Origin of the sequence: Streptomyces macrosporus (assembly GCF_039533145.1) — a bacterium.
Lineage (GTDB): Bacteria > Actinomycetota > Actinomycetes > Streptomycetales > Streptomycetaceae > Streptomyces > Streptomyces macrosporus.
The window spans coordinates 234154-246406 of the sequence record NZ_BAAASZ010000020.1; the positions used below are offsets into that span (position 1 = coordinate 234154).

12 protein-coding genes and 1 pseudogene are annotated in these 12253 nt (G+C 73.2%); 3 read left to right on the forward strand and 10 right to left on the reverse strand.

Annotation, left to right across the window (positions count from 1 at the left end; genetic code table 11):
* Nucleotides 1–32: 32 nt before the first annotated feature.
* The 3 genes from ABD335_RS13100 to ABD335_RS13110 form a co-directional block, all read right to left on the reverse strand.
* Entirely contained in the window at nt 33–167 is a 135-nt protein-coding gene (locus ABD335_RS13100; protein WP_344322452.1) for a hypothetical protein, read from the reverse strand.
* The gene (locus ABD335_RS13105) at nt 164–1324 is read right to left on the reverse strand and encodes a mandelate racemase/muconate lactonizing enzyme family protein (protein ID WP_344322453.1); all 1161 of its coding nucleotides are present in this window, start codon (nt 1322–1324) and stop codon (nt 164–166) included. Before ABD335_RS13105 ends, ABD335_RS13100 begins: the two co-directional genes overlap by 4 nt.
* A gap of 136 nt (nt 1325–1460) precedes the next feature.
* Entirely contained in the window at nt 1461–2360 is a 900-nt protein-coding gene (locus tag ABD335_RS13110) for an SGNH/GDSL hydrolase family protein (RefSeq protein ID WP_425583638.1), read from the reverse strand.
* Nucleotides 2361–2742: 382 nt separating this feature from the next.
* Between ABD335_RS13110 and ABD335_RS13115 the strand changes: the two genes are divergently transcribed.
* Together ABD335_RS13115 and ABD335_RS13120 are read left to right on the forward strand one after the other, a co-directional pair.
* Nucleotides 2743–3237: a DUF3145 domain-containing protein gene (locus ABD335_RS13115; RefSeq protein ID WP_344322455.1), complete on the forward strand. Its 495-nt coding sequence runs from the start codon at nt 2743–2745 to the stop codon at nt 3235–3237.
* Nucleotides 3238–3307: 70 nt separating this feature from the next.
* A pseudogene (locus tag ABD335_RS13120) lies at nt 3308–4234 on the forward strand (NAD(P)-dependent oxidoreductase); the annotation flags it as partial.
* On the opposite strand, the gene ABD335_RS13125 reads toward ABD335_RS13120, so the two are convergent.
* Complete coding sequence (locus ABD335_RS13125) at nt 4192–4854, reverse strand: TetR/AcrR family transcriptional regulator (RefSeq protein ID WP_344322456.1); 663 nt, start codon at nt 4852–4854, stop codon at nt 4192–4194. The pseudogene ABD335_RS13120 and the gene ABD335_RS13125 sit on opposite strands and share 43 nt — an antisense overlap.
* A gap of 156 nt (nt 4855–5010) precedes the next feature.
* Here ABD335_RS13125 and ABD335_RS13130 point away from each other — a divergent pair, with 156 nt between their 5' ends.
* Nucleotides 5011–5964: a beta-ketoacyl-ACP synthase III gene (locus ABD335_RS13130; protein ID WP_344322457.1), complete on the forward strand. Its 954-nt coding sequence runs from the start codon at nt 5011–5013 to the stop codon at nt 5962–5964.
* Nucleotides 5965–6083: 119 nt separating this feature from the next.
* On the opposite strand, the gene fabF is transcribed toward ABD335_RS13130, so the two are convergent.
* From fabF to ABD335_RS13160, 6 genes are all read right to left on the reverse strand, one after another.
* On the reverse strand, nt 6084–7346 hold the full coding sequence (fabF, locus tag ABD335_RS13135) for a beta-ketoacyl-ACP synthase II (protein ID WP_344322458.1): 1263 nt from the start codon (nt 7344–7346) through the stop codon (nt 6084–6086).
* Nucleotides 7347–7435: 89 nt separating this feature from the next.
* A complete protein-coding gene (locus ABD335_RS13140; protein ID WP_344322459.1) occupies nt 7436–7684 on the reverse strand; it encodes an acyl carrier protein in 249 nt (82 codons plus the stop codon).
* 59 nt (nt 7685–7743) lie between these two features.
* Complete coding sequence (locus ABD335_RS13145; RefSeq protein ID WP_344322460.1) at nt 7744–8778, reverse strand: ketoacyl-ACP synthase III; 1035 nt, start codon at nt 8776–8778, stop codon at nt 7744–7746.
* A gap of 21 nt (nt 8779–8799) precedes the next feature.
* Entirely contained in the window at nt 8800–9765 is a 966-nt protein-coding gene (locus ABD335_RS13150; RefSeq protein ID WP_344322461.1) for an ACP S-malonyltransferase, read from the reverse strand.
* 100 nt (nt 9766–9865) lie between these two features.
* Complete coding sequence (locus ABD335_RS13155) at nt 9866–11068, reverse strand: PucR family transcriptional regulator (protein ID WP_344322462.1); 1203 nt, start codon at nt 11066–11068, stop codon at nt 9866–9868.
* A 186-nt stretch (nt 11069–11254) separates the two neighbouring features.
* Nucleotides 11255–12229, reverse strand: coding sequence for an aldo/keto reductase (locus tag ABD335_RS13160; RefSeq protein WP_344322463.1), 975 nt, complete (start codon nt 12227–12229; stop codon nt 11255–11257).
* Nucleotides 12230–12253: the final 24 nt, after the last annotated feature.

Below are 12253 nucleotides of genomic sequence, written 5' to 3' on the forward strand. Positions count from 1 at the left end.
TGGTCCCGACTCCTGGTCCTGTACCGGTGTGTTCACTGCCGTATCCTCCCCGCGCCGCGCGGGCCGTACGCGCGTACGAGCACGGCCCGCGCGGCGCCGTCGCGCTGCCCGTCCGCCGGGGGACGGCCGGACCCGTCGCCGCGGCGCCGGGCCGCGCCGCGCGTCATGCCCGCGTCCCGTTCGGGTTCCGCTTCTCCCACCCCTCGGCCCACAGGTCGAACCGGGCCTGCTGCTGCGGGAACTCCGCCGCCGCGTCGGTGTCCAACTCCACGCCCAGACCGGGCGCGTCGGGGAGGGCGAAGTAGCCGTCCACGACCTCCGGGGCGCCCTTGACCACCTTCTTGATCTCGGCGTCCGCGAAGTCGTTGAAGTGCTCCAGGATCTTGAAGTTCGGTGTGCAGCCCGCCAGTTGGAGGGAGGCGGCGGTGAGCACCGAGCCGCCGACGTTGTGCGGCGCGACCATCACGTAGTGGGTCTCGGCGGTGGCGGCGAGCTTGCGGGTCTCCAGGATGCCGCCGAGGTGGCCGAGGTCGGGCTGGATGACGTCGGCGGCCTGCGACTCGAACAGCTCGCGGAACTCGATCCGGTCGTGGATGCGCTCGCCGGTGGCGATGGGCAGGTCCACCTTGTCGGCCACCTTGGCCAGGGCCTTGAGGTTCTCCGGCGGCACCGGCTCCTCCAGCCAGCTCGGCGCGAACGGCGCGACCTCGCGGGCGATGCGGACCGCCGTGGCGGGGCTGAACCGGCCGTGCATCTCCAGCAGCAGTTCGGTCTCCGGCCCGATCGCGTCCCGCACCGCCTCCACCAGGGAGATCGAGCGGAGCGTCTCGGCGTGGTCCAGCTCGAAGTGGCCGGTGCCGAAGGGGTCGAGCTTGAGCGCCCGGTAGCCGCGCTCGACGACCTTCAGGGCCGCCTGGTGGAACGCCTCGGGGGTGCGTTCGACGGTGTACCAGCCGTTGGCGTACGCCTTGACCCTCTCGGTGACCTTCCCGCCGAGCAGTTGCCAGACGGGGACGCCCAGCGCCTTGCCCTTGATGTCCCAGCAGGCCATCTCCACGACCGCGATGCCGGACATCACGATCTCCCCGGCCCGCCCGTAGTCGCCGTACTTCATGCGCCGCACCAGGTCCTCGACCGCGAAGGGGTCGGAACCGGCGATGTGGTTGACCTCGGCCTCGCGCAGGTAGCCGATCAGCGCGTCGGTGTGTCCCAGCATCCGGGTCTCGCCGACGCCGGTGAGTCCCTCGTCGGTGTGGACCTGTACGTAGGTCAGATTGCGCCACGGGGTGCCGACGACGTGGGTACTGATTCCGGTGATGCGCACAGCGGTTGCCCCTCTACGCTGTTCGAGATTTCGTCAGGTGTTCGAAATGCTGGCGTGAATCTAGTGACACGCGCTGATCGGCGTCAATGGGTCGTACGGAGATCCCCGGAGGCGCCCGCGGCGATCCCCCCGTCCGTCACCTCGTGCGGGAGGGCGGGTGTTCGGCGGTGACCCGGCGGTGGGCGATCTCGGCGAGCTTCCGCTGCCCCGCCCGGCCGGGGTGGAACCAGTCCCAGCCGCTCAGCTCACGGGTGGTGAAGCGGTACGCGTGGACCGCCCCGCCGTCGTGGCGGCAGCGCGCGTCGCGCGCGCAGACCTCCCGCAGCGCGGCGTTGTACGCCCGCACCCGCTCGGCCACCTTCGCGCGGCGCTCCACCGCCGCCGCGTCCACGGCGTCGGCGTCGCCCAGCATCGAGGGGCAGATGCCCAGCTCCCACACCCGCGCGGCCAGCGGGTGGGACCGCCCCTGCTCCCACAGCCGTTCCAGGTCCGGCACGCCGGCCACGTACACCCGGGTCCGGGGCGAGGAGCGGCGCAGGACGCGCAGCGCCTCGGCGAAGTCGGCGCGGAACTCGGCGACCGGCGTCATCCGCTCCACGCTCGGCCGGCAGGCGTCGTTCGCCCCGATCAGCACCGTGACCAGGTCCGGCCGGTGTGCCGCGGCCCGCCCGGCCTGGGCGGGCAGGTCGGCCATCAGGGCGCCGGAGCGCGCGAGGTTCCAGCGCGCGGAGGTCGGGATGCCCAGCCGTTCCGCCAGGCTGTCCACCTCCGGGGAGGTGCCGGTGGCCCAGGACGCCTCGGGGCAGTCGGACAGCAGCGAGCAGGCGTCGTAGGCGCGGGTGATGGAGTCGCCCAGCGCCGCCAGCGAGTCGGGATCGGTGTCCCACTCGGGCGTGGGGGAGGGCGAGGGGGAGGGACGGGCGTCGGCCGATGCGCCCGGAACGCGGGGCGCGCCGCGGTCGTCCGAGGAGCCGCCCGAGACGACCAGGACGATCAGCGTCACGACGACGGCGACGACGGCACACGCGCCGAACATCAGCCGTCCGCCGCGCGCGCGGCCGAACGTCGCGCTGTCTCGCACGTCTCCTGCCCCCGATTCTCCCCGTTCTCCGGTGGGGTGATGGTTCGGACGGGTGGGTTGACCGCCTCGACCGACGGTACGTCACCCCTCGCGCGCCAGGGCGCGGTAGCTTTTCCCATGACGGTCCGAAAATGGCCGCCGGACACAATTGACAGATTACATCGCGTCACTTGCTGTCCCTTTTAGGGAGAAACGGCACGGATAGTGTTTACTGTTCGTAACCTCGGGCTGGAGGAGACGTGACCGATGGGACAAGATGTCAAGTGCTGATCCGGCGCACGGCCGGCAGGGATTCGAGGCCGCCACGGAAGGTCGTCGAACCGCACAGGAGGTCCCCGTGACGACACGTGGAGTTCTGTACGTGCACTCCGCGCCCCGCGCGCTGTGTCCGCACGTGGAATGGGCCGTCGCGGGAGTGCTCGGCACCCGCGTCGGCCTCGACTGGATCAAACAGCCCGCCTCGCCGGGCACCTGGCGCGCGGAACTCTCCTGGCAGGGCGAACCCGGCACCGCCTCCAAGCTCGCCTCCGCACTGCGCGGCTGGCGCATGCTCCGCTTCGAGGTGACCTCCGAACCGTGCTCCACCGCCGAGGGCGAGCGCTACAGCTCCACCCCCGACCTGGGCATCTTCCACGCGGTGACCGGTCTGCACGGCGACATCCTCATCCCCGAGGACCGACTGCGCGCCGCGCTGGACCGTGCCTCGCGCGGCGAGACCGACCTGGAGGCCGAGATCGCCAAGCTGCTCGGCAAGCCCTGGGACGACGAGCTGGAACCCTTCCGCTACGCGGGCGAGGGCGCCCCGGTGCGCTGGCTCCACCAGGTGGTCTGACACCCCGTCGCCCCCCGGCCCGCCCCGCCCCCGCACGGCCTCCGCGCGCCCCGCGCGTCGCGTCGTCCGCCCCGAACACGCCGCGAGTCGTACGGTCCCGGGTATGACAACCCAACCGACGACCGTGGCGGTCCTGGGCACCGGCATCATGGGCGCGGCGATGGCCCGCGGCCTCCTGCGCGCCGGGCCGGCCGTCAACGCCTGGAACCGCACCCCCTCCCGCGCCGAACCGCTGACCGCCGACGGCGCCCGCGTCACCGCCACCGCCGCCGAGGCGGTCGAGGACGCCGACGTGGTGCTCACCATGGTCCACGACGGCCCCGCCGTCCTGGAGGCCATGCGCGCCGCGGCCCCCGGGCTGCGGCGCGGCACGGTCTGGCTCCAGACCACCACCACCGGACTCGACGCCCTGCCCGCCCTGACCGCCTTCGCCGACGACCACGGGCTCCGCTACGTGGACGCCCCCGTCCTCGGCACCCGCGAGCCCGCCGAGAGCGGGCGGCTGACGGTCCTGGCGGCCGGACCCGACGACACGCGCGAGCGCCTGGCGCCCGTCCTGGAGGCCGTCGCCGCCCGCGTCCGCTGGCTCGGCGACCGGCCGGGCGACGCCACACGGCTGAAACTCGTCTGCAACTGCTGGGTGCTCGCCGTCAACCACGGCGTCGCCGAGACGCTCGCCCTGGCCAAGGGGCTGGGCGTGGACCCGCGGGAGTTCCTCGACGCCGTCGCCGGCGGCGGGCTCGACATGGGGTACCTGCGGATGAAGTCCGACGTCATCCGCTCCGGCGACTTCACCCCCAGCTTCGCCGTCCACACCGCCGAGAAGGACGCCCGGCTGATCGTCGAGGCGGGCCGGGCCGCGGGGGTGCGGATGGACGTGACGGCGGCGGGCGCCGAGCGCTTCCGCCGCGCCGCCGAGCAGGGCCACGGCGACGAGGACATGGCGGCCTCGTACTACGCCGGTTTCGACGGCGTGCCCGACTCCCCGGGCCGCTGAGGCCCGGCGGGGCCGGCCGGCGGGGGCGGCAGCAGCCGGTCCACCGCGCGCCGGGCGCGGGCGGCGGCCCCGGTGTCGCCGTAGAGCTGGATGGTGTGGTTCAGGCTCATCAGGATCCCGTTCAGCTCGAACACGACCTGCTCCGGATCGGTGTCCGGGGGCAGTTCGCCGCGCCCGGCGGCCACCCGCACGTCCGCCACCAGCCGGCGTCGCCACGCGCCGAACTGACGCCGCAGCAGATCCCGTACGGGGCCGTCGCGGCCGTCGTACTCGAAGGTGGAGGCGACGAAGAGGCAGCCGCCCGGGAACACCCCGCGCTCCAGGTAGGAGATCCACGTCGTACAGACCGCGCGCAGCCGCGCCAGCCCCGGCGCGGCGTCCGCCGCGGGGCGCCAGACCTCGCGGTCGAAGATCACCGCGGCCCGCTCCAGGGCCGCGATCTGCAACGCCTCCTTGGTGCCGAAGTGGCCCAGCAGACCGGACTTGCTGATGCCGAGGTCGGAGGCGAGCCGTCCGATCGTCAGCCCCTCCAGCCCCTCCAGGGAGGCGAGGGCGACGCTGCGCTCGATGATCCGCTCACGGGTGCGGCGGGCTTCGGCGGCGGATCTGCGGGGACTCACGGATGCCATCGTACCGAGGGTCGGAACGTATAGAGTCCGATCGATCGGTCGCTATAAGGTCGTGGACGTTGCCGAGCCGAGGCCGCGTCAAGACGCGCCGAGACCGCGCGAAACCGCGCCGAGGCCGAGCCGAGAAGAGCCGAGAAGAGGAGTGCCGTGCACCCGACCCGCATCATCGCCCTGGGCCACCACCAGCCCGACCACGTCCTGACCAACGACGACCTGGCGGGGATGGTGGACACCAGCGACGAGTGGATCCGGCAGCGGACCGGCATCGTCACCCGCCGCATCGCCCGCGAGGAGACCGTCGCCGACCTGGCCACCGCCGCGGCGGGCAAGGCCCTGGCCGCCTCCGGGGTCGATCCGGCCGACATCGGGCTGGTCGCCGTCGCCACCTGCTCGGCGCGGGACCGCTGCCCCTCCACCGCGGCCCAGGTCGCCGGGCGCCTGGGCATACCCGACGCCGTCGCCTTCGACCTCAACAACGGCTGCGCGGGCTTCACCACCGCCCTGGCCACCGCCGACCACTCCCTGCGGGCCGGGGCCGCGCGGCACGCGCTCGTCATCGGCGCCGAGAAGATGTCCGACGTCACCGACTGGACCGACCGCTCCACCTGCGTCCTCCTCGGCGACGGCGCGGGCGCGGCCGTGGTCGGCGCGGACCCCGACGCTCCCTCCGACGTCCTCGGCATCGGCCCCGTCGTCTGGGGCTCGGACCCCTCGCGCGGCGACGCCGTACGGCTGATGGGCGACTGGCAGCCGCGGTTCGCCCAGGAGGGCCAGACGGTGTTCCGGTGGGCCACCACCGAGCTGGCGCCCCTGATCGAGCAGGCGTGCGAGAGGGCCGGGACCACGCCGCGGGACCTGGGCGGGATCGTCACCCACCAGGCCAACCTGCGGATCATCGAGGCCCTGGTCCGCAGGCTCGGCGCGGACGGCGTGGTCGTGGCGCGGGACGTGGTGGACTCCGGCAACACCTCGGCCGCCTCCGTCCCCCTGGCCCTCTCCAAGCTCGTCGAGCGCCGCGAGATCGAACCGGGCGCGCCCGTGCTGCTGTTCGCCTTCGGCGGCGGCCTCTCCTGGGCCGGACAGGTCGTCACCTGCCCCTGACGCCACCGGGATCGCCCACGGCCGAGCGCTCACGACCGAGGGGCCACCGGACTCGTCCGGTGGCCCCTCGGGGCGAGTGCGTTCCCGCGGCGCCGCGGGTCGGTCTGTGTCGGCCTGTGTCAGACCGTGCGGAGGGCCAGGACGACGTTGTGGCCGCCGAAGCCGAAGGAGTTGTTGATCGCGGCGATCCGGCCCTCGCCCAGCGGGCGGGCCTCGCCGCGCACGATGTCGGCGTCGACCTCCTCGTCGAGGTCGTCGAGGTTGATGGTCGGCGGCGCCGTACGGTGGTGCAGCGCCAGCACCGTCGCCACCGTCTCCACGCCGCCCGCGCCGCCCAGCAGGTGGCCGATCATGGACTTGGTGGCGGAGATGGCCACGTGGTCCAGGTCGGCGCCCAGCACCTTGCGCAGCGCCCGGATCTCGCCGACGTCGCCCTGCGGGGTGGAGGTGGCGTGCGCGTTGGCGTGCACCAGCTCCGCCGGGTCCAGGCCGGTGGCCTCCAGCAGGTTCTGCAGCGCGGCGGCGATGCCCCGGCCGGTCGGCTCGGGCTGGGTGATGTGGTGGGCGTCCGCGGACAGTCCCTGGCCCAGCACCTCGCAGTAGACCTTCGCACCGCGCCTGGCGGCGTGCTCGGCCGACTCCAGCACGACGACGCCCGCGCCCTCGCCGAGCACGAAGCCGTCCCGCGCCTTGTCGAAGGGGCGGGAGACCTCCTCGGGAGCCCGCTCGTTCTTCGACAGCGCCATCATGTTGGCGAACGCCGCGATGGGCAGCGGGTGGATCGCCGCCTCGGTGCCGCCCGCGACGACCACGTCGGCGCGTCCGGTGCGGATCATCTCCACGGCGTAGCCGATCGCCTCGGCGCCCGAGGCGCACGCGCTGACCGGGGTGTGCACGCCCGCCTGGGCGCCCACGTCCAGGCCGACGTTGGCCGCCGGGCTGTTGGGCATGAGCATCGGCACGGTGTGCGGGGAGACGCGGCGCACGCCCTTCTCCCTGAGCACGTCGTACTGGTCCAGCAGCGTGGTGACGCCGCCGATGCCCGAGGCGATGACCGCGCCGAGCCGGTCGGGGTCCACCAGGCCGTTCTCGCCGGCCTTGCCCTCGTAGCCGGCGTCGGCCCACGCCTCACGGGCCGCGACCAGCGCGAACTGGGCCGAGCGGTCCAGCTTGCGGGCCAGCGGACGCGGCAGGATCTCGGACGGCTCGACCGCCACCGTGGCGGCGATCCGCACGGGCAGTTCGGCGGCCCAGTCGTGCTCCAGGGGCTTCACCCCGGAACGACCGGCGACCAGGCCCTCCCACGTCGATGCGCTGTCGCCACCCAGCGGTGTGGTTGCGCCGATACCGGTGACGACCACGGAGTGATGGGTCGCGTTCACAGGAATTCTGTCTCCACTGGTAGAGGTGTGTGGTTCTCCGCCACCGCGGAGCGGGTGGCGACAAGCGCGTCCTCGGACGTCGGACCGGGTCAGTCCTGGTGGTTGAGGATGTAGTCCACGGCGTCGCCGACGGTCTTCAGGCCCTTGACGTCGTCGTCCGGGATCTTCACGCCGAAGCGCTCCTCGGCGGCGACGACGACCTCGACCATGGAGAGCGAGTCGACGTCCAGGTCGTCGGTGAAGGACTTCTCCGGCTGGACGTCCTCGACCGGGATGCCGGCGATCTCGTTCACGATGTCGGCGAGACCGGCGACGATCTCTTCCTTGCTGGCGGCCATGGTGGCGCTCCTTTGCTGATGTGTTGTGGTCTGGTGTGCTGTGGTGCGGATGAACCGACTCAGGGGAGGGTAACGACCGCTGCCGCGTAGACGAGACCCGCCCCGAAGCCGATGACGAGCGCGGTGTCGCCGCTCTTCGCCTGCCCGGTCGCCAGCATCCGCTCCATGGCGAGCGGAATCGAGGCGGCCGAGGTGTTGCCGGTGGTCTCCACGTCGCGGGCGACCGCGACGTGCTCCGGCAGCTTGAGGGTCTTCACCATCGAATCGATGATCCGCATGTTGGCCTGGTGCGGAATGAAGACGTCCAGATCGTCGGGGGCGACGCCCGCGGCGTCCAGCGCCTGCTGGGCGACCTTCGCCATCTCGAAGACGGCCCAGCGGAAGACCGTCTGGCCCTCCTGACGGATCGCCGGGAACCTCAACGCGCCGTTCTCGCGGACGGGGAGCTTCGACACGTCGTCGACGCGGAGCTCGTCCCACGGCACGGTCTGCGAGATGACGTCCGCCTTGTCGCCCTCCGAGCCCCAGACGGTGGGGCCGATGGCCGGCTCCTCGGACGGACCGACGACCACGGCCCCGGCGCCGTCGCCGAACAGGAAGGCGGTGCTGCGGTCCGTCAGGTCCGTCAGGTCCGAGAGCCGCTCGACGCCGATGACCAGGACGTACTCCGCGCTGCCCTCGACGATCAGCCCCTTGGCGATGGTCAGGCCGTAGCCGAACCCCGCGCAGGCCGCGGAGATGTCGAAGGCGGCGGCCTTGCCCGCACCCAGCCGGTGGGCGACCTCGGTGGCTATGGAGGGCGTCTGCTTGAAGTGGGAGACGGTCGAGATGACGACCGCGCCGATCCGGTCGGGGGAGATCCCGGCGTCCGCGACGGCCTTGCCCGCCGCGGCCAGCGACATCTCGGCGACGGTCTCCTCCGGGCCCGCCCAGTGGCGGGTGGCGATGCCGGAGCGGGAGCGGATCCACTCGTCGGAGGAGTCGATGTGCTTGAGGATCTCCTCGTTCGGCACCACCCGGGTCGGGCGGTAACCGCCGACACCGAGAATGCGCGCGTACGGGGCGCCCTTGGCGGGCCGGATCTTCGCGGTCATGGTCTCGGGGCTCCTGTTCGACTACTCGGCCGTGGCGCCTGCGGGCTCGTCGCCCCGGGCGGGACCGGTGTACTCGGCGATCAGCTCGCGGGCCGCGTCGAGTTGGTCGGGGGTCTTCAGCGCCAGCGTCCTCACGCCCGGCAGGGCGCGCTTGGCCAGGCCGGTGAGGGTGCCGCCGGGGCACACCTCGATCAGCGCGGTGACCCCCAGCTCCTTGAAGGTCTCCATGCACAGGTCCCAGCGCACGGGGTTGGAGACCTGGTGCACCAGCCGCCGCACGACCTCCCGGCCGTCGGCGACCACCCGGCCGTCCTGGTTGGAGACGTAGCGCACGCGCGGGTCGCTCGCCTCGACGCCCTCGACGGCCTTCTCCAGGGCGGAGACGGCCGGGGCCATGTGGTGGGTGTGGAAGGCGCCCGCGACGGCCAGCGGTCGCACCATCCGCACCCCCTCCGGCTTCTCCTCGGCGAGCGCGGCGAGCTGCTCGGTGGTGCCCGCGGCGACGATCTGCCCGGCGCCGTTGATGTTGGCGGGGGTGAGCCCCAGCTTCTCCAGGTGCGCGGTCACCGTCTCCGGGTCCCCGCCCAGCACGGCGGTCATCCCGGTCTCGGTGACGGCCGCGGCCTCGGCCATCGCCAGGCCGCGGCGGCGGACGAGCGCCATCGTGGCCTCGGGGGTGAGGACCCCGCCGATCGCGGCGGCGGTCAGCTCGCCCACGCTGTGGCCGGCGACCGCGCCCAGGACGCTCTCGTCGACACCCTCCAGCAGGGCCCGCGCGGAGACCAGTCCGGCGGCCACCAGCAGCGGCTGGGCCACGGCGGTGTCACGGATCCGCTCGGCGTCGGCCTCGGTGCCGTAGTGCACCAGATCCAGGTCTATGGCGGCCGACCACTCCCGCAGCCGATCGGCGACGCCGGGGAGTTCGAGCCAAGGAGTCAGGAAGCCGGGTGTCTGGGCACCCTGGCCGGGAGCGACGAGTACGAGCACTCTCTCACTCTCTCTTGTCGACGGAGGTCCCCGCCGGTGGGGACCGGCACGAAGAACGGTCGGGGTAGTTGTGGAAGGCCGACAAAAACGTTGGGGACGACTATATCCGGCCGCTCTGCTCGGCAAGGCGACCGAGGATCAGCGCGATGCGCAGGGTGAACGCCGAGCGGACATCGGAAGGGGACCAACCGGTGACGTCCGTCACACGTCGCAGCCGGTAGCGGACGGTGTTGGGGTGGACGAACAGCATCCGCGCCGCGCCCTCCAGGGAGCTGGCCTGTTCCAGATACACGCTGAGCGTCTCCAACAGCGCCGCGCCGGCCTCCTGGAGCGGTCTGTAGATCTCCTCCACCAACAACGTGCGCGCGGTGGGGTCTCCGGCCATCGCCCGCTCCGGCAGCAGGTCGTCCGCCAGCACCGGTCGCGGCGCGTCCGGCCACGCGGCGCACGCCTTCAGCCCGGCGGCGGCGGCCCGCGCCGAACGCGTCGCCGTCAGCAGGTCGGAGACCACGGGCCCGGCCACCACCGGACCGGGCGCGAACGGCCCGATCAGCGCCTTGGCGACGTGCAGCGGATTGTCCGAACCGCCCGCGATGACCACCAGACGGCTGCCCAGCACCCCGGTGAGCACCTGGAGCTTGGCGTGACGGGCGGCCCGCCGGATCGCCTCCACGGTCAACTCGCTGTCCCCGTCGGGCGCGGTGCCCAGCACGACGACGACGTGCTCGGGGGAGTTCCACCCCAGCGCGGCGGCGCGGGAGACGGCCCCCTCGTCGGCCTCGCCCGAGACCACGGCGTTGACCACCAGCGACTCCAGCCGCGCGTCCCACGCGCCGCGCGCCTCGGCGGCCTGCGCGTACACCTGGGCGGTGGCGAAGGCTATTTCGCGGGCGTACACGAGCAACGCCTCGCGCAGCACGCCCTCGTCGCCGGGCGCGGCCACCTCGTCGATGGCCGACTCCACGACCTCGATGGTGGTGCGGACCATCTCCACGGTCTGCCGCAGCGTGATGGCGCGCGTCAGTTCGCGCGGCGCGGTGCCGAACACGTCCGTGCTGATCGCCTGCGGCGTCTCCGGGTGCCGGAACCACTCGGTGAACGCCGCGATGCCGGCCTGCGCCACCAGCCCGATCCACGACCGGTTCTCCGGCGGCATCGCGCGGTACCACGGCAGTTGCTCCCCCATCCGCGCGAGCGCGGCGGCGGCCAGCTTGCCGGAGGACTGCTCCAGCCGCCGCAGCGTCTCGGGGTGCGGGTGCGGACGCTGCTTGTCGGGTGCTGGTGTCTGCGTGGGTTCGGGCACGGGACAAGACTGCCCTATTGGTACGGCGCGGTGAGGGGCGGGTGTCGGATTCGTACAACGGGCGGGCCGGTGGGCTCCGTTTCCGTTCGCGCCGGCCCACCGGCGGGCGTCATGACGTTCCAGGGCATTTCCTCCGGGGGGTGACGGTGCCTGCCGTACCGCCCCGTTCGGGGCGGTTTCCGGCGTTCAGGACCAGGGGAGTCGGGACCGGTGTGCCCAGTAGGCGTCCGGGGTTTCGGCGAGTTCGGCCAGGCGCGCGAGCCGTGCGCCGTCCAGCCGCACGTCCGTGGCGCGGAGGTTGTCGGAGAGCTGTGCGGTGGTCGCCGCCCCGGACAGGACGACGTCGACCCAGGGTTGGTGGAGCACCGCCGCCAGGGCGACGGCGTCCGGGGGCGTGCCGGTGTCCCGGGCGACGGCCTCCAGGGCGGCGTGCGCGGGGGTGCCGGGCGCGAGGAGCCGCCCGTTGGCGAGCGCCTCCTTGACGATGACCGTGCGGCCCGCGTCGTGCGCCTCGGCCAGGGCCGGTCCGGCGGAGGGCTCCAGCAGGTTCCAGGTGGCCTGGACGCTGCGGAAGAGCGGCTCGCCGTCGACGGTGACCTCCAGGGCGGCGCGGATGGCGTCGCCCTGCCGCGGACCGCTGGTGGACACCCCCACCGCGACGCCCCGGGCGGCCAGGTCGGCGAGCCGGCGGTGGAGGGCGGTGTCGGTCAGGGCGGGGCTGTCGGGGGTGACCGAGTGGATCTGGTACAGGTCGAGCCGGTCCCCGAGCAGCGCCCGGGTCTCGGCGAGTTGTCGTTCGAAGGTGGCGACACCGTGGTCCTTGACCTCGTGCACGGCGGCGTCGACGGTCCAGTCCGCGGTGTAGGTGTAGCCCCACTTGCTCCCCACGACCAGGCCCTCGCGGGGGTCGTCGCCGTGCAGCCAGTCGGCGAGGAACTCCTCGGCGCGGCCGTAGGAGCGGGCGGCGTCGATGTACCGGACGCCGCGGGCCCAGGCGAGGTCGAGCAGTGCGTGCGTGCGCCGGCGCAGCGCCTCGACGGTCCGCTCGGCGGGCAGGTCCCGCCCGCGCCCGAGGTTGATGTACCCGGGCCGCCCGACGGCGGCCAGCCCCAACCCGATCCGTGCGTACGGCGTGAGCGGGCGCATGCGGTCCAGGGCCATGGTCTCGGCGTCCTCCCGGTGCGT

Coding starts and splice junctions, on each gene's coding strand:
- ABD335_RS13100 (WP_344322452.1), bottom strand. CDS start 167: ATGACGCGCGGCGCGGCCCGGCGCCGCGGCGACGGGTCCGGCCGTCCC.
- ABD335_RS13110 (WP_425583638.1), bottom strand. CDS start 2,360: ATGTTCGGCGCGTGTGCCGTCGTCGCCGTCGTCGTGACGCTGATCGTC.
- ABD335_RS13140 (WP_344322459.1), bottom strand. CDS start 7,684: ATGGCCGCCAGCAAGGAAGAGATCGTCGCCGGTCTCGCCGACATCGTG.
- ABD335_RS13145 (WP_344322460.1), bottom strand. CDS start 8,778: ATGACCGCGAAGATCCGGCCCGCCAAGGGCGCCCCGTACGCGCGCATT.
- ABD335_RS13160 (WP_344322463.1), bottom strand. CDS start 12,229: ATGGCCCTGGACCGCATGCGCCCGCTCACGCCGTACGCACGGATCGGG.